Below are 26,250 nucleotides of genomic sequence, written 5' to 3'. Positions count from 1 at the left end.
TTCCCTCTGCGCGCGGACGCCAAGGAGTGTTTGATGAGCAAGTCTTTCCGTCGTCCGCAGGCCCTGTCCCGTGCGATCCGCCTCCTGAGCGCCGGCGCCATGCTGACGCTTGTGGCGCCATTGGCCCAGGCTGATGCGCTGGATGATCTGCGCGACAAGCTCGTCGTCAATGGCCAGCCGCTGCCGGTCGAATCACTGGCCTCAAGCCCCATCGACGGCCTCTATGAGGTGCGCCTGACCAGTGGCGAGAGCTTCTTTACCGATATCGACGGCAAGCATCTGATCGTGGGTGAGATGTACCGCAACGATGGCGACAAGGGGCTGGTCAATCTCAGCGAGCAGAAGGCCAATGGCGAGCGCCTCGAGCTGCTGGCCGAGGTCAGTGAAGATGATATGGTCATCTTCCGCCCGACGGGTGAGGTCAAGGCGGTGATCAGTGTCTTCACCGATACCACCTGCCCGTATTGCCGCAAGCTGCACCAGGAAGTGCCGGAACTCAATGCACGTGGCATCGAAGTGCGCTATCTGGCCTTCCCGCGCGGTGGCATGCGCTCGCAGGGGGCGCGTGAGCTGGCGCAGGTGTGGTGTGCGGACAATCCCACCGAGGCGATGAACCAGATCAAGAATGAAGGCGAAGTGCCCAAGCAGGCGGCCAGCTGCGATGCACCGGTGCAAAGCCAGTATCAGCTGGGCACGCGCATGGGAGTGCAGGGCACCCCGGCCATCGTGATGCCGGATGGCCAGATGGTGCCTGGCTACCTGCCGGTGGAGCGTCTTGCCAGCATGCTGGGCATCGATGACTGAATCACAGGCGACAAGACTGCGCGTTGACAGGGCGTCCTGCCTTGCTACCGTGGTCACGACAGACGTACGTGCAGGATGTCTGGATAATAGACCGACGTGAGATCGGCAAGGCCGTCGCTGACAGTGGCGCGGCCCTCAAGGCTGGATACCGTAACAAGAGAGGAAAGCGACGTTGAAACCGGTGAAAGTAGGAATCTGTGGTCTAGGGACCGTAGGCGGCGGCACTTATAACGTGCTGATTCGCAATGCCGATGAGATTGCGCGTCGTGCTGGACGCCCGATCATCGTCGAACAGGTCGGCGCACGACGCGACAATCCTGACTGCGATATCACCGGCGTCAGCCGCACGCATGACATCTTCGAGGTCGCGCGCAATCCCGAGATCGACGTGCTGGTCGAGCTGATCGGTGGCTACGATGTCGCCTATCAGCTGGTGATGGAAGCCATCGCCAACGGCAAGCATGTCGTGACCGCCAACAAGGCGCTGATCGCCGTCCACGGCAACGAGATCTTCCGTGCCGCCGCCGAGAAGGGCGTGATGGTGGCCTTCGAAGCCGCAGTGGCCGGTGGCATTCCCGTCATCAAGTCGCTGCGTGAAGGCCTGGGTGCCAACCGCATCCAGTGGCTGGCCGGCATCATCAACGGCACCGGCAACTTCATCCTCAGCGCGATGCGTGATGAAGGTCGCAGCTTCGAGGACGTGCTGGCCGAGGCGCAGGCGCTGGGCTATGCCGAAGCCGATCCGACCTTTGATGTCGAAGGCATCGATGCCGCGCACAAGCTGACCATCCTGGCCTCGATCGCCTTCGGCGTGCCGCTGCAGTTCGACAAGGCCTACACCGAAGGCATCTCGCGCATCACGGCCGAGGACATCGAGCAGGCCGATAACCTGGGCTACATCATCAAGCATCTGGGCATCACCCGCGCCACGGCCAAGGGCCTCGAGCTGCGCGTGCATCCGACGCTGATTCCCAAGGGGCGTCTGCTGGCCAATGTGCATGGCGTCAAGAATGCCATCGAGGTGATGGGCGACGCTGTCGGCCCGACCCTTTACTACGGTGCCGGCGCCGGTGCCGAGCCGACGGCCTCTGCCGTGGTCGCGGACCTGCTCGACGTGGCGCGCGATATCGCCACCGACCACCGCTACCGCGTGCCGTATCTGGCCTTCGCCGAGATCAATCAGCACGGCGACACCCTGCCGATCCTGCCGATGGAAGAGATCGAGACGGCCTGCTATCTGCGTCTGCACGCAGTGGACCGCCCGGGCGTGTTGGCGCGTGTCGCGTCGATTCTCTCCGAGCAGGGCATCTCCATCGAGGCGATCATCCAGAAGGAAGCCACCGAAGGGGAGCTGGTGCCGATCATTCTGCTCACGCACCGTGCGCGCGAACTGCACATGAACGAAGCGATTCGCCAGCTGGAAGCGCTGGTGGATGTCGCCGGTTCCGTGGTGCGCATTCGTGTCGAGGATCTCGACGACAACGCCTGATCGCGGGCAAACGGGGCGGGGCTATCGACGGTGATGGCACCGCCCCGCTGGGCAGCCGGCGCAGGCCGGAAGAGCAAGAATCATAACGGTGGCAAGAGCCACGGGAAGACACGACATGCGTTATATCTCCACGCGCGGCCAGGCGCCGGCGCTCGGTTTTGAAGATGTGGTTCTCACGGGGCTTGCCAGCGATGGCGGCCTGTACGTGCCGGAAACCCTGCCGCAGTTCAGCGCCGAAGAGCTGACGGCGATGGCCGGTGAGTCCTACGCGGAAATCGCCTTCCGTGTCATGAAGCCCTTCGTCGATGGCGCCATCGATGACGCGACCTTCCGTGACATCGTGCGCGAGACCTACGCGACCTTCAGTCACGATGCCGTCGTGCCGCTCAATCAGCTCGACAGCAACCATTACCTGCTGGAGCTGTTCCACGGCCCGACGCTGGCCTTCAAGGATGTCGCGCTGCAGCTGCTGGGTCGCCTGCTGGATCACTTCCTTGCCAAGCGCGGCGAGCGTGCGGTGATCATGGGCGCGACCTCCGGTGATACCGGTTCTGCCGCCATCGAGGGCTGCCGTGCCTGCGATCATGTGGATATCTTCATTCTGCATCCGCACAACCGTGTCTCCGAAGTGCAGCGTCGCCAGATGACCTCCGTGCTGGCGCCCAACGTCTTCAACATCGCCATCGAAGGCAACTTCGACGATGCCCAGGCGATGGTGAAGGCCAGCTTCGCCGATCAGGACTTCCTGAACGGCACGCGTCTGGTCGCGGTCAACTCGATCAACTGGGCGCGCATCATGGCCCAGACCGTCTACTACGTGGCCGCCGGTGTGGCGCTGGGCGCTCCGGCGCGTCAGGTCAGCTTCACGGTGCCGTCGGCCAACTTCGGCAACATCTTTGCCGGCTATCTGGCCTCGCGTATGGGGCTGCCGGTGCGCCAGCTGGTGATCGCCACCAACGCCAACGACATCCTGCATCGCACCATCTCCTCCAATGACTTCTCACGTCAGGAGCTGAAGGCGACGCTGGCACCGTCGATGGATATCGTGGTGTCCTCCAACTTCGAACGTCTGCTGTTCGAAGCCTATGGCCGCGATGGTCAGGCGATCCGTGAGCTGCTCGAGCACTTCTCGCGGGAACCGGCAGCACTGGCGGATGCCCCGCTGGCGAAGCTGCGTGAGCTGTTCTCCAGCCACAGTGTCGATGACGAGACGATCCTCGAGGTCATCCGTGAGGCGCACCATCGCACCGGTGAGATTCTCGATCCGCATACGGCAACCGGCTATCGTGCGGCTGAGGTCTGCCGCACCGATAGCGCGACGCCGATGATCACGCTGGCGACGGCGCATCCGGCCAAGTTTGCCGAAGCCGTGGCGCGTGCCGGCTTTGCTGGCGTCGATCTGCCGCCGCATCTGCATGACCTGCTGGAGCGCGAGGAGCGTTACAGCGTACTGCCGGCGGAGTTGGCGGCAGTGCAGGACTTCGTGCGCGAGAATCGCCGCGGGTGATTGCAACAACTGCCGGTTGGCCCGTTCGGGGTAATCGGCAGTCATCTTTTCATGGCCGTCATGTCTGCAGCCCGCTGCCGAGATGACGGCCATGTCGTTTGTCAGGAGCTCTTCATGTCTGTCACTTCCCCCGTGTCGCCCCCATTCTCGCAAGATTCCATGAGTCGTCCGGACGAGCGCACGCTTGCGGCCAGCATTGCGCGGGTCATTCAGCCGCGCGCGCGTGACGAGCGTCTCTATCAGCAGGGCATCGCGACCGGGCTCAGCGAATTGCAGGCGCGTGTGCTGGCAGGGCGTCTGACGCTGGAGAGCTGCAAGGCGCCCCTGGAGGCGCTGGTCACGCCGGCGCTCCGGCATATCGAGCATCCCGAACGGCTGGCCGATGGCCGGCGCGCGGCAGAGCGCATCGCGCGCGCCGTCGCCGAGGGGGAGCATATCGGCATCCTCACCGACTATGACGTGGATGGCATCACCTCGCATGTGGTGATGCTGCGCACGCTGACCGAGCTGTTCGATGTGCCCTACGACCGCGTGCACAGTCTGATCGGCCATCGCATCCATGATGGTTATGGCATCAGTCTGCCGCTGGTCGAGCGCATCATGACGCTGTCGCCGCGCCCGTCTCTGATCGTGACCGCGGACTGCGGCTCCAGTGATGAGGCGCGTCTGGCGTTGCTCAAGGAGGCGGGGATAGAGGTCGTGGTGACGGATCACCATGCGTTGTCTCAGGAAGGGCCGCCGGCTTCCGCCTACGCGACGGTCAATCCGACACGAGATGACTGCGCCTATCCTGATGCGACCATTGCCGGCTGCATGGTCGCCTGGCTGACCATGTCATTGACCCGTAACGTCCTGATCGAACAGGGCAGGTTGCCGAGCGATGCCCCCAAGCTGTCGCCGTGGTTGTCGTATGTGGCGCTGGGGACGGTGGCGGACTGTGTGTCACTGGGGGGGAGTGCGATCAATCGCGCGGTGGTCAATCTGGGCCTCACGCTGATCAACCGCATGCAGGAACCCTGCTGGCGCGCGATGGCAGAGCGGCTCGGGGCGGATAGCGTGCCCTTCAATGCCGAGACGCTGGCCTTCCAGATGGGGCCGCGTATCAATGCCCGCTCGCGTCTGGATGACCCGTACGCCGCGCTGCATTTCATGTTGGCGCGGGAAGATGACGCAGCGCAGCGTGCACTGGAAGTGCTCGATCAGGACAACCAGTCCCGCAAGGCGATCGAAGCCGAGATGGTCGAGTCGGCGCGTGCCCTGGCGCTCACCTCCTTGCGGCAAGGGCATCAGGTGATCGTGGTCCACCTGGAGGATGGTCATCCCGGGGTGCAGGGCATTGTCGCTTCGCGTCTCGTGCAGCAGTTCGGGCGACCGACCGTCGTGCTGACACCAGCCGCGGTGCCCGGCATGTTGACAGGCTCCGGGCGCTCCATCGAAGGATTGCACCTGCGGGATGCGCTGCAGCGTGCTCATGATCTCGCGCCGCAGTGCCTGCCGCGCTTCGGTGGGCATCGCGGCGCCGCCGGGGTGGGCTTGCCGCTGACGGAAAAGGACACCTTCACTCGTGCCCTGCAACAGGCAGCCGCGGAGCAGTTGGGGGAGAGGGCGCTCAATCCCTTGATTCTCAGTGATGGTGAGCTGGTGGAAGGGCAGTTGAGTCTGGAGACGCTGGATGAGCTCGAGCGTCTGGCGCCCTTCGGACGTGAGTTCGAGGCGCCTCTCTTCGAGGGCAGCTTCCTGGTCGAGAGCCTCAGGCCGGTAGGCGCCGATGGCACGCACCTGTCATTGGAACTCTCGCTCGGGCGTACGCGCCTCAAGGCGATCTGGTTCCGTGCGCTGTCACCGGGGGAATCGCCGGCATTCGGCGTGGGGACCTCTCTGAAGTGTGCTTACAAGTTGTCGCGCAATCGCTGGCGGGGGAGGGAGTCACTGCAGTTGATGTTGGAGCACGCAGTGCCTGCATGAGCTTGTTTGAATTGACAGCGATATCTGGCCAAAAAGCTCTTGCCATCAAACCGATTCCTGCGTAAAGTACGCATCCGCTGCCGGGGACGCATGGCGTTGCCAGCGGTGAAAGAGGTTTGCAGGTGATTGTTTTGCTTGACGTTTTTGAAGTTCGCTTCGAATTCATCGGTTGACAATCCCGGGCGATTCGCTAGAATACGCCGCACTCCTTACGGAACAGGTGATCGAGCAACGCTCCTCACCGCTTGATGATGCTTAGAGGCAGTCGACTGACTCATCATCAAGTGCTTGACTTCTCAAGCGTTCCAAGTAGAATATGCCTCCTCGCTTAACAGCGACGCTCTTTAAAAATTTGATCAGGTAATTCGTGTGAGCGCTTGCCGATGAGTGGTGACAAGGTCACCAAATATCGGAGCAAGCCTCTCACGAGAAGTTTGACTCTGAACCAAGTTTGGTCTGCTTAACAGACTATCAAGCTTTCAACTGAAGAGTTTGATCATGGCTCAGATTGAACGCTGGCGGCAGGCTTAACACATGCAAGTCGAGCGGAAACGATCCTAGCTTGCTAGGAGGCGTCGAGCGGCGGACGGGTGAGTAATGCATGGGAATCTGCCCGATAGTGGGGGACAACCTGGGGAAACTCAGGCTAATACCGCATACGTCCTACGGGAGAAAGCAGGGGATCTTCGGACCTTGCGCTATCGGATGAGCCCATGTCGGATTAGCTTGTTGGTGAGGTAATGGCTCACCAAGGCGACGATCCGTAGCTGGTCTGAGAGGATGATCAGCCACACTGGGACTGAGACACGGCCCAGACTCCTACGGGAGGCAGCAGTGGGGAATATTGGACAATGGGCGAAAGCCTGATCCAGCCATGCCGCGTGTGTGAAGAAGGCCTTCGGGTTGTAAAGCACTTTCAGCGAGGAAGAACGCCTTGGGACTAATACTCCCGAGGAAAGACATCACTCGCAGAAGAAGCACCGGCTAACTCCGTGCCAGCAGCCGCGGTAATACGGAGGGTGCAAGCGTTAATCGGAATTACTGGGCGTAAAGCGCGCGTAGGTGGCTAAGTCAGCCAGGTGTGAAAGCCCCGGGCTCAACCTGGGAACGGCATCTGGAACTGCTTGGCTAGAGTGCAGGAGAGGAAGGTAGAATTCCCGGTGTAGCGGTGAAATGCGTAGAGATCGGGAGGAATACCAGTGGCGAAGGCGGCCTTCTGGACTGACACTGACACTGAGGTGCGAAAGCGTGGGTAGCAAACAGGATTAGATACCCTGGTAGTCCACGCCGTAAACGATGTCAACTAGCCGTTGGGTCCCTTGAGGACTTAGTGGCGCAGCTAACGCAATAAGTTGACCGCCTGGGGAGTACGGCCGCAAGGTTAAAACTCAAATGAATTGACGGGGGCCCGCACAAGCGGTGGAGCATGTGGTTTAATTCGATGCAACGCGAAGAACCTTACCTACCCTTGACATCCAGAGGACTTTCCAGAGATGGATTGGTGCCTTCGGGAACTCTGAGACAGGTGCTGCATGGCTGTCGTCAGCTCGTGTTGTGAAATGTTGGGTTAAGTCCCGTAACGAGCGCAACCCCTATCCTTATTTGCCAGCGAGTAATGTCGGGAACTCTAAGGAGACTGCCGGTGACAAACCGGAGGAAGGTGGGGACGACGTCAAGTCATCATGGCCCTTACGGGTAGGGCTACACACGTGCTACAATGGCAAGTACAAAGGGTTGCAATACTGCGAAGTGGAGCCAATCCCATAAAGCTTGCCTCAGTCCGGATTGGAGTCTGCAACTCGACTCCATGAAGTCGGAATCGCTAGTAATCGTGGATCAGAATGCCACGGTGAATACGTTCCCGGGCCTTGTACACACCGCCCGTCACACCATGGGAGTGGACTGCACCAGAAGTGGTTAGCCTAACCTTCGGGAGGGCGATCACCACGGTGTGGTTCATGACTGGGGTGAAGTCGTAACAAGGTAGCCCTAGGGGAACCTGGGGCTGGATCACCTCCTTATCGACACTGTCTATCGCTCGCGGCAAGTGCTCACAACGAATTACCTGATCAAGTTAGTTTATCGAGTAGTAGTGTCGGGTCTGTAGCTCAGTTGGTTAGAGCGCACCCCTGATAAGGGTGAGGTCGGCAGTTCAAATCTGCCCAGACCCACCAAAAGCTTCATGCTTTTGTCGACACGGTTTTGCCGACTTTGGGGCCATAGCTCAGCTGGGAGAGCGCCTGCCTTGCACGCAGGAGGTCAGCGGTTCGATCCCGCTTGGCTCCACCATGAAAGTCCGGTTCAGCTTCTACTGCCTGATAACGCTGCACAGTCCACAGTGACAAGCATATCGCCTTCCTCGTGAAGGTTGTGTGACTTCTCACTGTTCTCTGAACAGCCGCTCTTTAACAATGTGAATCATGCTGACGATAGATGTGTGCGCCAAGCGCATGTCTATCAAAACGATATGTCGGAGAGGTCCGACAGATTCGTAATCCTTGACAGACCCCTTGGGGTTATATGGTCAAGCGATTAAGCGCATACGGTGGATGCCTTGGCAGCCAGAGGCGATGAAGGACGTGATAGCCTGCGATAAGCGTTGGCGAGGTGGCAAATACCCTGCGACCCAACGATTTCCGAATGGGGAAACCCACTCACCATCAGGTGAGTATCTATAGGCCAATACATAACCTATAGAGGCAAACCCGGGGAACTGAAACATCTAAGTACCCGGAGGAAAAGAAATCAACCGAGATTCCCCAAGTAGCGGCGAGCGAACGGGGACCAGCCCTTAAGCGTGACAACTGACAGACGAACAAGCTGGGAAGCTTGACGATACAGGGTGATAGTCCCGTAGTCGAAGTCTGAGTCACGTGAAATCGAGTAGGTCGGGGCACGAGAAACCTTGACTGAACATGGGGGGACCATCCTCCAAGGCTAAATACTCCTGGCTGACCGATAGTGAACCAGTACCGTGAGGGAAAGGCGAAAAGAACCCCGGCGAGGGGAGTGAAATAGATCCTGAAACCGTATGCGTACAAGCAGTGGGAGCACCTTCGTGGTGTGACCGCGTACCTTTTGTATAATGGGTCAGCGACTTATATTCTGTGGCGAGCTTAACCGTATAGGGGAGGCGTAGGGAAACCGAGTCTTAACTGGGCGACCAGTCGCAGGGTATAGACCCGAAACCGGGCGATCTATCCATGGCCAGGGTGAAGATTGAGTAACATCAATTGGAGGCCCGAACCCAAGTATGTTGAAAAATGCTGGGATGAGCTGTGGATCGGAGTGAAAGGCTAATCAAGCCCGGAGATAGCTGGTTCTCCTCGAAAGCTATTTAGGTAGCGCCTCACGTATCACCGCTGGGGGTAGAGCACTGTTTCGGCTAGGGGGTCATCCCGACTTACCAACCCGAGGCAAACTCCGAATACCAGTGAGTGCAGCGTGGGAGACACACAGCGGGTGCTAACGTCCGTTGTGAAAAGGGAAACAACCCAGACCGTCAGCTAAGGTCCCAAAATCCTGATTAAGTGGGAAACGATGTGGGAAGGCTCAGACAGCTAGGAGGTTGGCTTAGAAGCAGCCATCCTTTAAAGAAAGCGTAATAGCTCACTAGTCGAGTCGGCCTGCGCGGAAGATATAACGGGGCTAAATCAGGTACCGAAGCTACGGGTTCATCCTTATGGATGAGCGGTAGAGGAGCGTCGTGTAAGCCAATGAAGGTGGATTGAGAAGTCTGCTGGAGGTATCACGAGTGCGAATGCTGACATGAGTAACGATAAGGGGAGTGAAAAACTCCCCCGCCGGAAGACCAAGGTTTTCTGTTCTACGTTAATCGGAGCAGAGTGAGTCGGCCCCTAAGGCGAGGCGGAAACGCGTAGTCGATGGGAAACGGGTTAATATTCCCGTACCGGATGTGGTTGCGATGGGGGGACGAAGAAGGCTAGGTGAGCCAGGCGTTGGTTGTCCTGGTGAAAGCATGTAGGCCGAGGAATCAGGCAAATCCGGTTCCTCTGAGGTCGAGATGCGAGACGAACTGACCACGGTCAGGAAGTCATCGATGCCACGCTTCCAGGAAAAGCCTCTAAGCTTCAGATCACATGCGACCGTACCCCAAACCGACACAGGTGGTCAGGTAGAGAATACCAAGGCGCTTGAGAGAACTCGGGTGAAGGAACTAGGCAAAATGGCACCGTAACTTCGGGAGAAGGTGCACCGGTTCGAGTGAAGGACTTGCTCCGTAAGCTCTTACCGGTCGAAGATACCAGGTGGCTGCAACTGTTTATTAAAAACACAGCACTCTGCAAACGCGCAAGCGGACGTATAGGGTGTGACGCCTGCCCGGTGCCGGAAGGTTAATTGATGGGGTTAGCTCACGCGAAGCTCTTGATCGAAGCCCCGGTAAACGGCGGCCGTAACTATAACGGTCCTAAGGTAGCGAAATTCCTTGTCGGGTAAGTTCCGACCTGCACGAATGGCGTAATGATGGCCACGCTGTCTCCACCCGAGACTCAGTGAAATTGAAATCGCAGTGAAGATGCTGTGTACCCGCGGCTAGACGGAAAGACCCCGTGAACCTTTACTATAGCTTTACACTGGATGCTGATGTTGTCTGTGTAGGATAGCTGGGAGGCTTTGAAACCACGTCGCCAGATGCGGTGGAGCCAACCTTGAAATACCAGCCTGACATCATTGGCGTTCTAACTCAGGTCCGTTATCCGGATCGAGGACAGTGTATGGTGGGTAGTTTGACTGGGGCGGTCTCCTCCTAAAGAGTAACGGAGGAGCACGAAGGTACCCTCAGCACGGTTGGAAATCGTGCATTGAGTGCAAGAGCATAAGGGTGCTTGACTGCGAGACAGACACGTCGAGCAGGTACGAAAGTAGGTTCTAGTGATCCGGTGGTTCTGTATGGAAGGGCCATCGCTCAACGGATAAAAGGTACTCCGGGGATAACAGGCTGATACCGCCCAAGAGTTCACATCGACGGCGGTGTTTGGCACCTCGATGTCGGCTCATCACATCCTGGGGCTGAAGTCGGTCCCAAGGGTATGGCTGTTCGCCATTTAAAGTGGTACGCGAGCTGGGTTTAGAACGTCGTGAGACAGTTCGGTCCCTATCTGCCGTGGGCGTCGGAAGTTTGAGAAGAGCTGCTCCTAGTACGAGAGGACCGGAGTGGACGAACCTCTGGTGTTCGGGTTGTCATGCCAATGGCATTGCCCGGTAGCTACGTTCGGACGGGATAACCGCTGAAAGCATCTAAGCGGGAAGCCCCCTTCAAGATGAGACTTCCCTGAGGCCTTGCGCCTCCTGAAGGGCCCTTGAAGACTACAAGGTTGATAGGCTGGGTGTGGAAGCACAGCAATGTGTTGAGCTAACCAGTACTAATTGCCCGTGAGGCTTGACCATATAACACCCAAGGGGTTTGCTTCGGCAAACGCCGGGATTGCGACAGGATCGAGACATATCGGTCAGCATGATTCATATTGCGAGTCGCGAGGCCAAAAGCCTCGAGACTCAGGCATCGCAAGATGCCACCGTTTCGCCTGACGACCATAGCGAGCGTGAACCACCCGATCCCATGCCGAACTCGGAAGTGAAACCGCTTAGCGCCGATGGTAGTGTGGAGTTTCTCCATGTGAGAGTAGGTCATCGTCAGGCACTTATACTGAACCGCCCCTGCAGCTTTGCTGCAGGGGCGGTTCTCTTTGTGCGCAGGAAAATTGGCGCAATAGAAAAGTTGTGTGCAAGCAAAGTGTGCCGAGAATTGCCGATGAAAGCTGCTAGATCATTGGTGTGATAGACCCGCCAGGTAGGGTTTCTCCCTGCAAGAGTCGCGGATGGCCGCCCCACGACAGTCATGAAAAGCTCGTCAGGCACTTATACTGAACCGCCCCTGTAGCCTTGCTACAGGAGCGGTTCTCTTTGTGGCCAGGAAAAGTTATGTGCGCACGTCATGCGTGGGAGAAGCCATGTGTGACATGTGTGGCAAGGCACGCATAGAGACGTCAGCAGAGACGCTGTGCAGAAAGAAGACCAAAGGAAACGCCCCTGTCACTGATGTGGCAGGGGCGTTTTTGCATTCTCGGCACCTTGATCAAGCGGGATAAAGAAGGGGCACGCGGGGTAAAGAAGAGCAAAGCAGCTGTGGAAAACTCAAGATTCGGCAGTGCAGGAGCTATCCACACGAACTCGCGACAGCTGCTTTCCCTCCAGTGGGCTTGCCGGGTGGCCCAGGTCTCGGAGCCGCAGGACGGCATGTCATGAGCGCTCTCTGTACGAGTCTTGCGAGAGCCGTCTGGTGCGCTTTTGATCAGGAAACAGTCACGAAAAAGCCCTGCCACACAGCGTGTGACAGGGCTTGGAGGTGATCATCTTGTGCGATTGTCTTGTGCGATTATCTTGCTCTATTTCAGCGCCTATAGAGCAAGCCCTGGAGTGTGTTTCATGACTTGGCGAGCCAGAACCACCAGACAATGGCGGCGATCAGGCCGAACCCTAGCAGATTGATGGCCATGCAGATCATGCTGACGCTCCTTGTGAGGTGGTGGCGGTATTCTCGGGGTTACTCGTTGCGGATCCAGCTGCGCTCGGGGGCGTATAGCGGCGCAGACGATTGGCATTGGTCACGACGGTGACCGAGGACAAGGACATGGCCAGCCCCGCGATGACCGGTGACAGCAACATGCCCGTGAAGGGGTAGAGGATGCCTGCGGCAATCGGGATGCCGATCAGGTTGTAGCCGAAGGCTCCCACCAGGTTCTGCTTGATGTTGCGCAGGGTGGCCTGGCTGATAGCGATCGCATCCGCGACCCCGCCCAGCGACGGCTGCATCAACGTGATACCGGCGGTCTCGATGGCGACGTCGGTACCTTCGCCCATCGCGAAGCCGACATCGGCCAGCGCCAGAGCCGGCGCATCATTGATGCCATCGCCGACCATTCCCACCACATGACCTTCCTGCTGCAGCCGCGCGATCTCGTCGTGCTTGTCATCCGGTGAGACGCCGGCACGGTAATCATCGATACCGGTCTCGCGCGCCACGGCCGCTGCCGTGTGAGGGTTGTCACCGGTCAGCATGATCACCTTGAGGCCGATGGCATGCAGGCGAGCGATGGCATCGCGGCTATCGTCACGCAGCGGGTCGGCCAGGCCGAAGACGGCGAGCAATTCATCGTCGCGAGCCATCAGGATCAAGGTGCGCGCATTGTCTTCCAGAGACGTGATCTGCTCGCTGAGAGGAGCCAGGCTGATGCCGGCCTCTTCCTGCATGGCAGCGTTGCCCATGCGCCAGGTGCGCCCTGTATCATCCTGAGCCTGAATGCCGCGTCCGCTGATGGTCTGGTAGTCATGGAAGGCCTTGCTGCGTGAGGCATCGGGGCGTCTGGCTTCGATATGTGCCAGCAGTGCCGCGGCCAGCGGGTGCTCTGAGCCCCGCTCCAGTGCATATGCTGCATCCAGCACGGCGCCTTCCTGTTCACCTTCCACCAGAGAGACCTCGGTGACTTCCGGCTTGCCGCGCGTCAGGGTGCCGGTCTTGTCGACCACCAGCGCGGTCAAGCGACTGGCGGTCTGCAGTGCCTCACCGCTGCGTACCAGCACGCCATGTTCCGCCGCCTTGCCGACCCCGATCATGGTCGAGATCGGCGTCGCCAGGCCCAGCGCACACGGGCAGGCGATGACGAGTACCGCCGTCGCGACCACCAGCATATGCACGCCGGTCGGCGCAGGCCCGAAGTTGAACCACGCCAGCGCCGCGATGATGGCAATGATCATCACGCTGGGCACGAACACGCCGGAGATGGTGTCAGCCAGCCGGCCGATCGGCGGGCGCGAATTCTGCGCCTGACGCACCTGGCTGATGATGCGTCCCAGGCGCGTCTCGCTACCGACGCGCTCGACCTCGAAGACCAGGCTGCCACGCGTATTGAGCGTACCGGCGGCTACCTCGTCGCCGATACCGCGTGACACGGGCAGTGGCTCACCGCTGAGCATCGATTCATCGATATGGCTCTGGCCCTCGATGACCCGGCCATCCACCGGGATGCGCTCACCGGGGCGAATGCGCACCTGGTCCCCGCTGCGGACCTCGTTGATATCGATCTCGCGCTCTTCCCCGTCGCGGATCACGCGGGCCGTGCGAGTCTGCAGATCCAGCAGCGCGCGCAGCGCCTGCTGAGTGCGGCCCCGGGCGCGGACTTCCAGCGCCTGCCCGAGGCTGATCAAGCCGATGATCATGGTCGAGGCTTCAAAGTAGAGCCCGCGTGCCGCTGGGGGCACGCTGTCGGGGAACAGCAGCACGCCAATGGAGTAAAGCCATGCCGCCCCGGTACCGAGCGCCACCAGCGTATCCATGTTGGCCTGATGGTGCGTGAAGGCCTTCCAGGCGCTGGTGAAGAAGCTGCGTCCTGCCGTGGCGAGCACGCCCAGCACGGCGACACCGATCACCAGCCACACCCCGCGCTCGAGCCCCTCGAAGCCGGGATGATGGAAGAACATGCTGATCATCAGGGGGATACCGATGCCCAGTGACAGCACGCTGTCGCGGACACGAGAGCGATATTCCTGATCGGCGTCTTCTTGCTGTTGCTGCTCACCGGCCTGCGCGTCTTCCACCAGGCTCGCCCCGTAGCCGACACCTTCGATGGCCGAGACGATCTCGTCGGGAGTGAGGCGGCTCGTGACCTGGGCGGTGCGCGAGGCGAAGTTGACCTGCGCCTGCTCCACTCCATCCAGGCCATCCAGTGCCTTCTGGATCGTCGCCACGCAGCTGGCGCAGGTGACGCCGGACAGTGAGAACTCGGCGCTTGCGCTATCGGCTGGCTGGCTCGCAGTCGCTGCCTTGTTTGCAGTACCTGACGCGTTCGCAGCGCCTGACTTGCTCGCAACGACCGGCGTATCAGCAGCCGGCGCGACTTGAGCTTCAGCCTCCTCGGCGGGGGCCTCAAGCGAATAGTCCGTCTCGAGGATGATTCTCTCGAGCAGCCCGCGTGGCAGACAGGTGTCCACGTCGAGAGTGTCTTCTTTCGGCGTGCCACTGACTTGCGCGGTGTCATCCCAGTGCTGGATGGCCTCGCGCAATCTGGCGACGCACTTCTGGCAGTGCATGCCGTACACCGACAGATCGTGATGGGCGCGTTCCGGCAGGGCTTCCTCCTTGAGGGGGTAGCCGCAGTCGTCCGCGACTTCCTGCAGTGCCGTGGATGACAGCTGGCTGTGCATCAGCAACAGCTCTGGGTCAGGCGCGCCGAGCAACTCGGCCTGCGGGTCCTGCGCCTGCAGGGCACGACGAATCCTGCTGACACAGCCCTGACAATGGATGCCTGGCGCCTGCAGAAGGCGTGTCTCGGGAAGTGATGTGGTCATCATGATTGCCCCCCGTCGCGGCGTTTGGAAGTGGAAGCGGTGTCGGGCACGTCCTGCGGAAAGCCTTCGATCAGGCAGCACACGCTGTTGCCGTCCGGCACGCCATCCGGCAGGTCCTGCCAGCAATCCAGCGCATGCTCCATGCGCTCTGCGAGGGCTTCCAGCTCACGAATGCGCTCGCGCACTCTCGGCAGGTGCTGTCGCAGCAGGTCACGCACCAGCGGGCACGGCGAGTCGTGCTGGTCCGCCTGCTCGAGAATCTGTTTGATGTCGGCAAGGCTGAAGCCCAGCTGGCGTGCCTGACTGATGAATTTGAGGCGTACCAGCGCCTGCTCATCGAAGCGCTGGTAGTTGTTGGCAGGATCACGTCGGGCCGTGATCAGCCCCTGGCGCGTGTAATGGCGAACGGTTTCGGCGGTGACGCCCCCCGCGCGGGCCAGTTCAGCGACTTTCATTGCATCATCTCCTGGTGATCAAGAGTGGCGGAGAGAGCATTCGGCTGCCCTGAAGGTCTGTCGGCAGCCAATGTTCCGTGACTGATCATCAGTGTAAGACTTATGTGTTGCACATAGGTCAAGCGAGCCGATACATACGAAAAAGCTGATGTTCGACCAATAGGCTAGAGGGGGGAGCAGAGGGGGCTGTCGTGTTTTAAACGCTGGCGACAAGGCACTAAATCGTCGTCAGGTCATGGGCTTAGCAGCACGTGACAGTGCAGACATGAATGAAAGTTCCCTGAATACTAGAAATCTCCCTATTCAAACAAACGTTCGCCCTTGACTTGAACGCACGACTCGCCCAAAACGTAGGTGACAGAGCTATGCATCAACGAATGATAACAACAACATGCGGCTCTCCAGCCACCTGCAATGGGACGCCATCCATAATGAAAAACAAGATGAACAAACTCACCCTCGGGGTCGCTCTGGCAACGGTAGCCACGGCTTATGCCGGTGGCGTTCACGCGGGGGCCTTCCAGCTGAACGAGCAGAGTGTCAGTACTCAGGGCACCTCCTTCGCCGGGCGTGCCTCGAATGCCAATGATGCCTCCACCGTGTTCGGCAACCCGGCCGGCATGTCCTTCCTGGATCGTGCCCAGATCACCGGTGGTGTGACCTATCTGGACGTCAATACCGATATTGATGTCGCCAGCGCGAATGATGCACTCGGCCGCCCGGTATCAGGGAGTGATGACGGCGACATGGTGCCGGGGGCGGCAGTGCCTTCCTTCTATTACGTGCAGCCGATGAACGACCGGGTAGCACTGGGCTTCGGGGTCTACGCGCCCTTTGGCGTGATCACCGATTATGGTTCTGATTTCCGCGGCCGCTATTTCGCCAATTACAGTGAAGTCGAGGTGGTCACCGCCCAGCCGACCATCTCCTATCGCATCAATGACAAGTGGGCCATCGGCGCCGGTGTGACCTACAACAGCGTCAAGGGTGAGCTGACGTCGAATACTCTCGATGCTGGCACAGGCGATGGCAAGGTCAAGATCAAGGGCGACGATGCCGCCTGGGGCTACAACGTCGGGGTCATCTTCCAGCCGGTGGAAAGTACCCGACTCGGTCTGTCCTATCGCTCCAAGGTGGATTACAGCCTGGAAGGCGAGGCCAAGTACAACAATGTCTTCACTGGCACGGGCTTCGCGAATACCGAGCAGGATGCGTCGCTGGACGTGACCCTGCCGGAAAGCATCGACTTCTCCGTGACGCACAAGCTGGATGATCGCTGGACGCTGATGGCGGGCGTGACCTGGGTGCACTGGAGCCGCTTCGACGAGATCGCGGTGGAAGTCGACAACATGAGCGACATCGTCGAGGAGCAGGGCTACGAGGACAGCTGGCAGTACGCGGTGGGTCTGAGCTATCAGCTCAATCCGCAGTGGGTGCTGCGCACCGGCATGGCCTTCGATGACAGCCCGACAGTGGATGAGCATCGCAGCGCGCGTATCCCGTCCGGGGATCGCACCATCTTCTCGCTGGGGGCCGGCTGGACGCCGATGCCGGAGCTGACCATCGACATGGCCTACACCTACCTGTGGGAAGAGACGGCTACCGTCAGCCTGAGCGAGCCCAACCGTGGCACCTATGAAGCCGATTACGAGAATGAAGCGCATGGCTTCGGTCTCGGCGCGACCTATCGCTTCTGAGTACCTAAGCGGCTGAAACGCTGAGCTGGTCTCGGGACAACCGATACAGCCGATACAGAAACGCCCGGTCATATGACCGGGCGTTTTTTGTCGTCCCTGCCGGGGTCATCAGGCAAGGGCGGAACTATCGCCTCAGCGCGAACATTGGCGAACCGTCACCAGCGTATGACATGACGATCAGAAGTCATAACGCGCCAGGAACATCAGCTGGTCGCGGTCGGCCCTGTACTCGCTGCCGTCTGACTGGCGGCTGTTGTCGAAGCGATATTCGGTGGCCAGCGTCAGGTCCTTGACCCGCCAGGCCGCGCCCAGAATCTGATAGGCGTAGCGTGCTTCGCTGTCGGCGTCCTCCAGGTGATTCAAGCCACCGTAGAGCTCGACACTGTCATCGCCCCAGATGACCTCCTTGAACTTGTAGTTGACCACGAATTCCGCGCCGCGCGCCTTGTCGACGAAATCTTCCGAGGAGTCCAGGGTGCTGCCGGCGATGTGGTTGCGATATTCCCCGCCGACGAGGGCGATGTACCAGTTGCCCGGTGACCAGTGACCGCCGAGCAGCCAGGCATCGATGTCGCCGTTCTCGCTGTTGCCGCTCTCGTAGTCGCTCAGCTCCGTATGGTGGAAGACGCCGCCCACCGTGAAGTCCTCGTTCGGGTGCCAGTTGAGCGCGGCTTCATAGCTGTAGTCACGCTCATACCCCGAATACTCGGTCTCGGTGGTGAAGACGCCATCCTCGAAGAGTGAGGTCTCGTTGCTGTGCTGGCCATCATGGCCGAGCTGGTAGAGCAGGCCGACAGTGACGTCGTCGAAGCTCTTCTTCCAGTAGAGCGAGTTGTCCGGCCGCCCCGTGCCATGCAGGCCGCCGTCACCGCTGCGGCCTTCGAAGGTGCCGGACGCCTCGCCACCATTGATCCAGAACCAGTCGGTGTTGACGGCCACCATGTCGTACCAGGGGCCATACTGCTTGCCGACCGTGAAGCTGCCCCATTTCTCGTGGGCCGCTCCGGCATAGAGCATGCGCTTGTAGTGAGCATCGGTGCCGTCCTTGAACCAGGGATCGAAGCCCCATTCGGCGCGGATGATGGAGCTCCAGCCCTGCTCGAACTGATGCTCGTGGATCAGGCGCACCCGCGAGCCGCCGTTGTAGATCTCGTCGTGTGCGCCATCCTGGATCACGGCAAACGCCGCCAGGCGGCCACTGAACTCGACGCGGTCGGTATCCGTCTTGTAGACCTCGATGGCCTGGGCCATGGGGCTCATGCTCAGCAGTCCCGTACCGAGCAGGGCTGCGCCAATCGCGTGACGCAGTCGTGAGTGAGTGTGAAGGGGGATGCTGGCTGTTGTTGTAGGTTGCATCGTCATCCTGTGCATGTCTTTCCATCGGTGTGGGTAATGCCGGAGCATCCTGCTCCGGCCTCGGTCGGGTGCAAGCACCCGGTTGGCAGCCAATGTCGATTCGTGTGAGCGACTCGGCTGCCCTTGCCCGGGGCGAGGCCGGGCGCTCCTCGCCACCCTTCAGGCAGGCAGTGATGAGGCCCTGCGCCTTTTCTCAGGCAAAGCGGGGTCTTGATGGGCGCCGCAGCGCCCATCAGGCATGTCGTCTTTTCAGGGGGTCAGTGGTGCGTCTGGCCCAGGTCCGGGGCGAACGCGGCCTGCATCAATTCACGCGTATAACGCTCACGGGGTGCCTCGAAGATGGCATGGGTACTGCCGCTTTCCACCACCTCGCCTTCCTTCATCACGATGAGGTGGTCTGACAGCGCACGTACGACCGCCAGGTCATGGCTGATGAACAGATAGGTCAGGCCATGGCGCGCCTGCAGGTCGCGCAGCAGGTCGATCACCGTGACCTGTACCGAGCGGTCCAGCGCCGAGGTCGGCTCGTCCAGCAGCAGGAATTCCGGCTTGAGCACCAGGGCGCGCGCGATGGCGATGCGCTGGCGCTGACCGCCGGAGAACTCATGCGGATAGCGATTGCGCATGCCGGGGTCGAGGCTGACCTCGCTCAGGGCGTCGCAGACCCGCGCATCGCGCTGGGCGCGATTGAGCTCGGGGTGATGCACGCGCAGGCCTTCGCTGATGATCTCGCCCACAGTCAGACGCGGCGACAGGGAGCCGAAGGGGTCCTGGAAGACGACCTGCATGCGCGAGCGCAAGGGGCGCATGCCTGACTTGTCCAGCGGCATGATATCGACGCCATCGAAGCTGATCTGGCCCTGGCTCTTGAGCAGGCGCAGCAGGGCGCGCCCCAGCGTCGACTTGCCGGAGCCGGACTCGCCGACGATGCCGATGGTCTGGCCGCGTCGCACCTCGAGATCGATGCCGCGCACTGCTTCGAAGGCGACCTTGGGCCCGAACAGTGGACGCTTGATGGTGAAGCTGACACGCACATCGCGCGCCGACAGCAGCACCGGCGCATCCGCGGCCACCGGTGCCTTCTCGCCGGCCGGTTCGGCATCGATCAGCATGCGGGTGTAGGCGTGCTGCGGGCTCTCGAAGACGTCGTGGGTGGCGCCGGTTTCCAGCAGCTCGCCGTGACGCATCACGCAGACGCGGTCCGCGAAGTGGCGCACGATGCTCAGGTCGTGGGTGATGAACAGGATCGCCATGCCGTAGCGCTGTTGCAGCGACTTGAGCAGCCGCAGGATCTGCGCCTGCACCGTGACATCCAGCGCGGTGGTCGGCTCATCGGCGATCAGCAGGTCCGGCTCGCAGGCCAGCGCGATGGCGATCATCACGCGCTGGCGCTGGCCACCGGACAGCTCATGGGGATAGCTGTCGATACGTCGCGCCGGCTCCGGAATGCCGACCTGCTCGAGCAGTTCCAGCGCCTTGTGGCGAGCCGCGCGGCCCTTGAGGTCACGATGCAGTGCCAGTACCTCGATGATCTGGCGCCCGATGCGGTGCAGCGGATTGAGCGAGGTCATCGGCTCCTGGAAGACGGTGGCGATGCGATTGCCGCGCAGCTCGCGCATGCGCCGCGTCGAGGAACTCAGCAGGTCTTCGCCGCGCAGGCGGATGGCGCCCTTGATCTCGGCGAGTTCCGGCAGCAGGCGCAGGATGGCGGTGGACGTGACCGACTTGCCGGAGCCGGACTCGCCGACCAGCGCCAGCGTCTCGCCCTTGTTGAGGGTGAAGCTGACGCCCTTGACGGCGGGTACCGCGCCGTCCGGCAGCTGGAAGTCGACCTTGAGGTCATCGATCTCCATCAGCGGCGGCGTGCCAGGCGCCTCGGCCGCCAGTCCCAGGCGAGTCAGGGTGTCGGCGCGGGCCTGGTCGGCGGCGTTGCGTGCTGGCGGCAGGCTGGAGGAGGTGCCGGAGGTAGAGGGTGAAGAAGTCATGATCAGCGCTCCGGTTCAGCGAGTCTTGGGGTCGAGGGCATCACGCAGCCCATCGCCGAGGAAGTTGAGGCAGAACAGGGTCGCGGCGAGGAAGGCCGAGGGCACCAGCAGCATCCAGGGGGCGGTCTCCATCATGTCCTTGCCTTCGGAGATCAACACGCCCCACGAGGTCAGCGGTTCCTGCACGCCGAGGCCGAGGAACGACAGGAAGCTTTCCAGCAGGATGACCTTGGGCACCGTCAGCGTGACGTAGACGATCACCGGGCCCAGCGCATTGGGGATCAGGTGGCGGGTGACCACCTGCAGGTCGCGCACCCCCAGCGCATGCGCCGCCTCCACGAATTCACGCTTCTTGAGTGCCAGCACCTGGCCGCGCACGATGCGCGACATGTCCAGCCACTCCACCGCACCGATGGCAGCGTAGATCAGGAAGATGTTGCGACCGAACACCACCATCAGCAGGATCACCAGGAACATGAACGGTAGCGAATACATGATGTCGACGAAGCGCATCATCAGGTTGTCGGTGCGTCCGCCGAAGTAGCCGGAGACGGCGCCGTAGAGCACGCCGATCACCAGGCTGACGAAGGTGGCGACCAGCGCCACCGACAGCGAGATCTGGCCGCCATGCAGGGTGCGGGTCAGCAGGTCGCGGCCGTTGACGTCGGTGCCGAAGACGTGGCCGGTGGCCAGGTCCGGGCCGGTGCCGATGGCGTTCCAGTCGACCTCGTCGAGTTCGAAGGGCGTCAGCCATGGGCCGATCAGGCAGGCCAGCACGATGATGGCCATCACCACCAGGCTGCACATGGCGGCGCGGTTCTGCTTGAGACGACGCCAGGCGTCGCGGGTCAGGCTGTCGCCTGCCGGCGCGGCAGGGGGCTGGCCGTCGAAGGCACTGGCACCGCCGGTGCCGTGGGGAGCGGGAGTTGTCTGTGACATGTCAGGGCCTCGGGTCAGTCGTCGTAGCGGATCTGCGGGTCGAGCATGCTGTAGAGCAGATCGACGATCAGGTTGAGCAGCAGGATCAAGGCGCCATAGAAGACCACCGTGCCCATCACCAGGGTGTAGTCACGGTTGAGCGCACCCTGCACGAAGTAACGGCCGATGCCGGGAATGCCGAAGATCTGCTCGATCACCACCGAGCCGGTGATGATGCCGGCGATGGCCGGGCCGAGGTACGAGACCACCGGCAGCATCGCCGGTCGCAATGCATGGCGCAGAATCACCTTCCATTCGCTCAGCCCCTTGGCGCGGGCGGTGCGGATGTAGTGACTGCCGAGCACCTCGATCATGCTGGCGCGCATCATGCGGGCGATGTAGGCGATCTGCTGGATGGAGAGCGCCACCACCGGCAGCAGCAGGTTCTGCCAGGCGCCACCGTTCCAGCCGCCGGCCGGCAACCAGCCGAGCAGCACGCCGAACACCAGCGCCAGCAGCGGGGCGATCACGAAATTGGGCACCGCGATCCCCGCCAGCGCAGTACTCATCACCACGTAATCCGCCGTCGAGTTGCGCCGGATGGCCGCGATCACCCCCAGCGGCACCCCGATCAGCAGCGCGGCCAGAATCGCCCACATGCCCAGCTCCAGACTGGCCGGAAAGCCCTGGCTGATCAGCTCGCTGACATCGAAGTCCTTGTACTTGAAGGACGGGCCGAGATCGCCCTGCACCAGATCGCCCAGATAGCGCAGATACTGCATCGGCAATGGCTCATCCAGGTGATAGGCCGCGCGCAGGTTCTGCTCGATTTCCGGGGGCAGACGGCGCTCGCCATCGAAGGGGCCGCCCGGGGCGACCCGCATCAGGAAGAACGACAGGGTGATCACGATCAGCAGGGTGGGAATCGCCTGCAGTAACCGTTTGAGGGTGTAGCTCAGCATCCAGTGCTCCGTCCGGGCCGCTGCCCGGGTGTGTCGTTGTTATTGGTGACTGTCGTCTGTCAGTGCGAGGTATCGAGCTGCAGATAGCGACTCGGGTGCACGTCCAGCGCATTGGGCGCCCAGCCGCTGATGGCGGGGTCGACCAGGCTGGAGGTGACATAGTCGTAGAGCGGCAGCACCACATCGTTGTCGAGCAGATACTGCTCGGCATCGTGGAGCTGGCGCTGGCGGGTGCCGACGTCTCCTTCACGCGCCGCCGCCTCGATCAGCGCATCGTAGGTCGGCGAGCTGAGCCCGGGCGCGTTGGAGGTGTTGTCGCTGCTGAAGGCGTTCAGGAAGTCGTAGGCATCGGCGATGGTCGCGATCATGCCGTAACGGCCGACCTCGAAATCGCCCAGCGCCAGATCGCGGTAATGCACCGCGGCCTCGGTGTTGGTCAGCGTCACCTTCACGCCCAGCGGTTTCCACATCGCGCCCAGGGCCACGGCGATCTTCTTGTGGTCTTCCAGGGTGTTGTAGCGCAGGGTCAGCTCAAGCGGGGTATCCGGGCCGTAGCCCGCGTCGGCCATCAGCTCACGCGCCTTCGCCATGCGCCTGTCCATCGACCAGTCAGCGAAGTCGAAGCGCGCGCCCTGATGCTCACCCAATGCCTTCGGCACGAAGTGCCAGGAGGGAATCTGGCCCATGCCGAGAATGCGCTCGGTGATCACCTCGCGGCGCGTGGCCAGATTCAGCGCGCGACGAATGCGCTGGTCGGCCACCGGCGAGCCCTCGCGCAGATTGAAGACATAGAAGTACTCGCCGAGGATCGGGTAGGTCTGCAGGGCAGCGGCCAGATTGTCCTGGATCCAGGTGTAATGGCTGGCGGGCACACCGTAGGCGATCTCGACTTCGCCGGCGCGGAAGCGATTGAGCGCGGCATGACTCTCCTCGATGGGCAGGTAGACCACCTCATCGAGCGCGACCGTGTCCGCCGCGTGATAGCGCGGATTGGGCGTCAGGCGAATCTCGGCCTGGGGCGACCACGTCTTGAGCACGAAGGCGCCTGAGGTGGCCATGTTGGCCGGCCGCGTCCAGTCAGCGCCCTTGGCCGCGATCACATGGCGTGGCAGCGGGGCGGCTTCGCTCATCGCCAGTGTCTGCTCCAGCGTCGCCGAAGGGTGGCTGAGAGTGATGGTGAGCGTCTGCGCATCCGGTGCGGCAACGCCAAGCTTCTCCGCGGGCAGCTCACCGGTATTCACCGCGCGGGCATTGACGATCGGGTAGTAGAGCGTGGCGTTGTGGGCCGCGGTGGCGGGTGTCAGCAGGCGGCGCAGCGCGAAGACCGCATCCTGGGCGGTCAGCGGCGTGCCGTCTGACCATTCGAGCCCCTCGCGCAGATGAAAGGTCCAGCTCAGCCCATCGGCGGACGACTCCCAGCGCTCTGCCAGCCCGGGAATCAGCTTGCCGTCGGCGGAGTAGGCGATCAGCGGCTCGAACAGATCACGCGTGATGCGTGTCTCCCAGGTGCCGTTGGTCTGTTGCGGGTCCAGCGAGCCGGGCTCGGCGCCATTGGCGATACGCAGGATCTGCTCGCCGCGGCTTGTAGATTCTGCGGCCATGGCGCTGCCGGAAGCGCCAAGGGAGAGGGAAAGAACGGACAGCAGCAGGCCTGCGCTGAGGCTTGCCGCGCATTGCATCGGTGAGGTGGGGGACATGCATGAACTCCTTGTCACGCCCGTGGGGCGCGACGTCATCTTCTGGTGCCATCCTTGGCAGATGCCACGCTCCTGCCCTGCCGGACACGAGCGTGGACCCATGACGATCTAGAGAGCGGCGAGCCAGCTCAGAGGCTCACAGGGCGCGCCTCACTCGGAGAACGAGACCCAGCGCGAGCGGTGGGTATCCTCGATGTTGTTCTTCCAGCCGCTTAGCTTGGGGTTCACCAGATTGCGCGACACGTAGTAGTAGATCGGCAGCACGGCGTAGTCATCCAGCGCCTTGCGCTCGGCGTCCTGCATCAGCGCCTCGCGATCCTCCATGTCGAGCGTATTGGCAGCCTTGTGCATGTCGTCATCCAGCGCACTGTTGGAATAGGCGCCGTAGTTGTTGGGCACGCCGCTTTCCAGCAGGTTGAGGAAGTTCTGGGCGTCGTTGTAGTCGCCGATCCAGCCGGCGCGGCCGACATCGAACTTGCCCTGGCGCATGTCCTCGTAGTGCACCGCGACTTCGGCATTCAACAGATTGACCTTCACGCCCAGCGGCTTCCACATCGCGGCGGCGGCGATGGCCACCTTCTTGTGGTCTTCGCTGGTGTTGTAGCGCAGGGTCAGCTCCAGCGGATTGTCCGGGCCATAGCCGGCGTCTTCCATCAGGGACCTGGCCTTCTGCATGCGCTCATCCATCGACATGTCCTTGAAGGCCATCTCCTGGATGTCGTAATGGTTCACGCCGGTAGGCACGAAGCTGTAGGCCGGCACTTCGCCGGTGCCGAGAATCTTGTCGGTGATGATGTTGCGGCGGATGGAGAGGTTGAGCGCCTCACGCACGCGCGGGTCTGCCGTGGCATGGCCATCGCGCGAGTTGAGCACGTAGTAGTAGATGCCCAGGTAGGGCGCGACGTGGGTGGCGTCCGGCAGGTTTTCCTTCAGCCAGCCGTATTGCTGGGTCGGGAATTCGCGCGCGATGTCGATCTCGCCGGCGCGGAAGCGCTTCAGGGCGCTGTTGCGCTCCTCGATGGGGTAGTAGATCACCTCATCCAGCGCGACCTCCCTGGCATCGTGGAACTCAGGATTCTTGAGCGCGACGATGCGGGTCTGCGGCTGCCACTCGCTCAGCTCGAAGGCACCGTTGGAGACCATCTTGCCGGGGTCGGTCCAGTCCTTGCCGTACTTCTCCACCACATGTTTCGGCAGCGGGTAGGCGGTGTAGTGCGACAGCTGATCCAGGAAGTAGGGCGTCGGGCGCTCGAGGGTGATCTCGAGGGTGTGATCATCCACGGCACGCACGCCGAGGGTGTCCGGCTCGGCCTCGCCGCTGTTGATGGCCTTGGCATTCTTGATCGGATACAGGATGTAGGCGTAATCCGAGGCATTTTCCGGCGTCATGATGCGCTTGAGCGCGTACACGAAGTCCTCGGCAGTCACCGGCTCACCGTCTGACCACTTGCCGTTCTCGCGCAGCGTGAAGGTGTAGGTCTTGCCATCGTCGGAAATCTGCCACGACTCGGCCGCGCCGGGGATGCGCTCGCCATCGGCGGCTTCGGTGACCAGCCCCTCGAAGAGGTCGCCCACCACGTCATTTTCCCAGGTGCCGGAGATCTGCTGCGGGTCCAGCGAGGCCGGTTCGCCCATGATCGCCAGCTTGAGCGTGTCGGCCATGATGCCCTGGGAGGCAATGATGCCCCCGGCCAGCAGCAGAGAACCTGCCAGGCGTTTGAGCGCGAAGCGTCCGAGGAGCACCGGGGTGTGAGAGGGGGAGTGCAGTCGTGCCATGATAGGGAGGCTCGCTATTGTTGTTAGGGGTAATACGAGTGTCGCCTTCTACCATCGAATCTTTTCCTGCCCGCTGTCCATGTTAAAAAATGGATGGCTTATGCATGCATTCGATAAATGTCATGCAAGGCGTGGAAAATCGGGCCATTCGGGGCTGACGGACCTTTGAATCACTTTGGTCGTATTCGCCGCCTGCCCGCTGATGGGCGGCATGCCTGGCAGCCGAGAGCCGTCGCTTGCCAGCTGGCCACGGATGATGGGCCGGGCATGGTC

At 61.4% G+C, this 26,250-nt stretch carries 13 protein-coding genes, 2 tRNA genes and 3 rRNA genes; 10 read left to right on the top strand and 8 right to left on the bottom strand.

The genetic code is table 11. From position 1 onward, the window contains the following. Nucleotides 1-33 precede the first annotated feature (33 nt). The 9 genes from H2O77_RS16300 (at nucleotide 34) to rrf (ending at nucleotide 11,426) form a co-directional block, all read left to right on the top strand. Nucleotides 34-804: a DsbC family protein gene (locus H2O77_RS16300; protein WP_215823553.1), complete on the top strand. Its 771-nt coding sequence runs from the start codon at nucleotides 34-36 to the stop codon at nucleotides 802-804. A gap of 172 nt (nucleotides 805-976) precedes the next feature. After that, entirely contained in the window at nucleotides 977-2,293 is a 1,317-nt protein-coding gene (locus H2O77_RS16295) for a homoserine dehydrogenase (protein WP_215823552.1), read from the top strand. Nucleotides 2,294-2,408: 115 nt separating this feature from the next. Continuing rightward, nucleotides 2,409-3,800 carry a threonine synthase gene (gene thrC, locus H2O77_RS16290; protein ID WP_215823551.1) on the top strand — a complete coding sequence of 464 codons (1,392 nt, stop codon included), beginning with the start codon at nucleotides 2,409-2,411 and terminating at the stop codon, nucleotides 3,798-3,800. A gap of 159 nt (nucleotides 3,801-3,959) precedes the next feature. After that, entirely contained in the window at nucleotides 3,960-5,765 is a 1,806-nt protein-coding gene (locus H2O77_RS16285; protein ID WP_215824653.1) for a DHHA1 domain-containing protein, read from the top strand. 480 nt (nucleotides 5,766-6,245) lie between these two features. Then, nucleotides 6,246-7,786 (top strand): 16S ribosomal RNA (locus H2O77_RS16280). A gap of 76 nt (nucleotides 7,787-7,862) precedes the next feature. Then, nucleotides 7,863-7,939 (top strand) — tRNA-Ile (locus H2O77_RS16275). 39 nt (nucleotides 7,940-7,978) lie between these two features. Further along, nucleotides 7,979-8,054 (top strand) — tRNA-Ala (locus H2O77_RS16270). 233 nt (nucleotides 8,055-8,287) lie between these two features. Then, nucleotides 8,288-11,174 (top strand): 23S ribosomal RNA (locus H2O77_RS16265). 136 nt (nucleotides 11,175-11,310) lie between these two features. Continuing rightward, nucleotides 11,311-11,426: ribosomal RNA gene (gene rrf / locus H2O77_RS16260) — 5S ribosomal RNA — on the top strand. Together the 16S, 23S and 5S rRNA genes with 2 tRNA genes alongside form the textbook arrangement of a ribosomal RNA operon. An 861-nt stretch (nucleotides 11,427-12,287) precedes the next feature. Here the strand turns inward: rrf and H2O77_RS16255 are convergent. Then, nucleotides 12,288-15,134: a heavy metal translocating P-type ATPase gene (locus H2O77_RS16255; RefSeq protein ID WP_346428189.1), complete on the bottom strand. Its 2,847-nt coding sequence runs from the start codon at nucleotides 15,132-15,134 to the stop codon at nucleotides 12,288-12,290. Further along, entirely contained in the window at nucleotides 15,131-15,586 is a 456-nt protein-coding gene (locus H2O77_RS16250) for a MerR family DNA-binding protein (RefSeq protein ID WP_215823550.1), read from the bottom strand. Before H2O77_RS16250 ends, H2O77_RS16255 begins: the two co-directional genes overlap by 4 nt. Before the next feature lie 443 nt (nucleotides 15,587-16,029). Between H2O77_RS16250 and H2O77_RS16245 the strand changes: the two genes are divergently transcribed. Next, nucleotides 16,030-17,283: an outer membrane protein transport protein gene (locus H2O77_RS16245; protein WP_240548644.1), complete on the top strand. Its 1,254-nt coding sequence runs from the start codon at nucleotides 16,030-16,032 to the stop codon at nucleotides 17,281-17,283. Between the two features lie 177 nt (nucleotides 17,284-17,460). On the opposite strand, the gene H2O77_RS16240 is transcribed toward H2O77_RS16245, so the two are convergent. From H2O77_RS16240 to H2O77_RS16215, 6 genes are all read right to left on the bottom strand, one after another. After that, nucleotides 17,461-18,543 carry a porin gene (locus H2O77_RS16240; RefSeq protein ID WP_215823548.1) on the bottom strand — a complete coding sequence of 361 codons (1,083 nt, stop codon included), beginning with the start codon at nucleotides 18,541-18,543 and terminating at the stop codon, nucleotides 17,461-17,463. 353 nt (nucleotides 18,544-18,896) lie between these two features. After that, nucleotides 18,897-20,492 (bottom strand): ABC transporter ATP-binding protein, encoded by a 1,596-nt coding sequence (locus tag H2O77_RS16235; RefSeq protein WP_215824651.1) that lies wholly within the window; start codon nucleotides 20,490-20,492, stop codon nucleotides 18,897-18,899. Between the two features lie 147 nt (nucleotides 20,493-20,639). After that, a complete protein-coding gene (locus tag H2O77_RS16230; protein WP_215823547.1) occupies nucleotides 20,640-21,563 on the bottom strand; it encodes an ABC transporter permease subunit in 924 nt (307 codons plus the stop codon). 14 nt (nucleotides 21,564-21,577) lie between these two features. Continuing rightward, nucleotides 21,578-22,504, bottom strand: a complete 927-nt coding sequence (gene oppB, locus H2O77_RS16225; protein ID WP_043337152.1) for an oligopeptide ABC transporter permease OppB — start codon at nucleotides 22,502-22,504, stop codon at nucleotides 21,578-21,580. 59 nt (nucleotides 22,505-22,563) lie between these two features. Beyond that, nucleotides 22,564-24,201 (bottom strand): peptide ABC transporter substrate-binding protein, encoded by a 1,638-nt coding sequence (locus H2O77_RS16220; RefSeq protein ID WP_240548643.1) that lies wholly within the window; start codon nucleotides 24,199-24,201, stop codon nucleotides 22,564-22,566. A gap of 150 nt (nucleotides 24,202-24,351) precedes the next feature. Then, on the bottom strand, nucleotides 24,352-25,977 hold the full coding sequence (locus H2O77_RS16215; protein ID WP_215823546.1) for a peptide ABC transporter substrate-binding protein: 1,626 nt from the start codon (nucleotides 25,975-25,977) through the stop codon (nucleotides 24,352-24,354). Nucleotides 25,978-26,250 lie beyond the last annotated feature (273 nt).

It is taken from the genome of Cobetia sp. 4B (assembly GCF_018831605.1).
Classification (GTDB): domain Bacteria; phylum Pseudomonadota; class Gammaproteobacteria; order Pseudomonadales; family Halomonadaceae; genus Cobetia; species Cobetia amphilecti.
Note: the sequence above shows the minus strand (reverse complement) of the source record. Positions and strands in the feature narration are given on the sequence as shown.

Coding starts and splice junctions, on each gene's coding strand:
- thrC (WP_215823551.1), top strand. CDS start 2,409: ATGCGTTATATCTCCACGCGCGGCCAGGCGCCGGCGCTCGGTTTTGAA.
- H2O77_RS16230 (WP_215823547.1), bottom strand. CDS start 21,563: ATGTCACAGACAACTCCCGCTCCCCACGGCACCGGCGGTGCCAGTGCC.
- H2O77_RS16250 (WP_215823550.1), bottom strand. CDS start 15,586: ATGAAAGTCGCTGAACTGGCCCGCGCGGGGGGCGTCACCGCCGAAACC.
- H2O77_RS16245 (WP_240548644.1), top strand. CDS start 16,030: ATGAACAAACTCACCCTCGGGGTCGCTCTGGCAACGGTAGCCACGGCT.
- H2O77_RS16235 (WP_215824651.1), bottom strand. CDS start 20,492: ATGGAGATCGATGACCTCAAGGTCGACTTCCAGCTGCCGGACGGCGCG.
- H2O77_RS16215 (WP_215823546.1), bottom strand. CDS start 25,977: ATGGCACGACTGCACTCCCCCTCTCACACCCCGGTGCTCCTCGGACGC.
- oppB (WP_043337152.1), bottom strand. CDS start 22,504: ATGCTGAGCTACACCCTCAAACGGTTACTGCAGGCGATTCCCACCCTG.
- H2O77_RS16220 (WP_240548643.1), bottom strand. CDS start 24,201: ATGTCCCCCACCTCACCGATGCAATGCGCGGCAAGCCTCAGCGCAGGC.
- H2O77_RS16255 (WP_346428189.1), bottom strand. CDS start 15,134: ATGATGACCACATCACTTCCCGAGACACGCCTTCTGCAGGCGCCAGGC.
- H2O77_RS16300 (WP_215823553.1), top strand. CDS start 34: ATGAGCAAGTCTTTCCGTCGTCCGCAGGCCCTGTCCCGTGCGATCCGC.
- H2O77_RS16285 (WP_215824653.1), top strand. CDS start 3,960: ATGAGTCGTCCGGACGAGCGCACGCTTGCGGCCAGCATTGCGCGGGTC.
- H2O77_RS16240 (WP_215823548.1), bottom strand. CDS start 18,543: ATGAGCCCCATGGCCCAGGCCATCGAGGTCTACAAGACGGATACCGAC.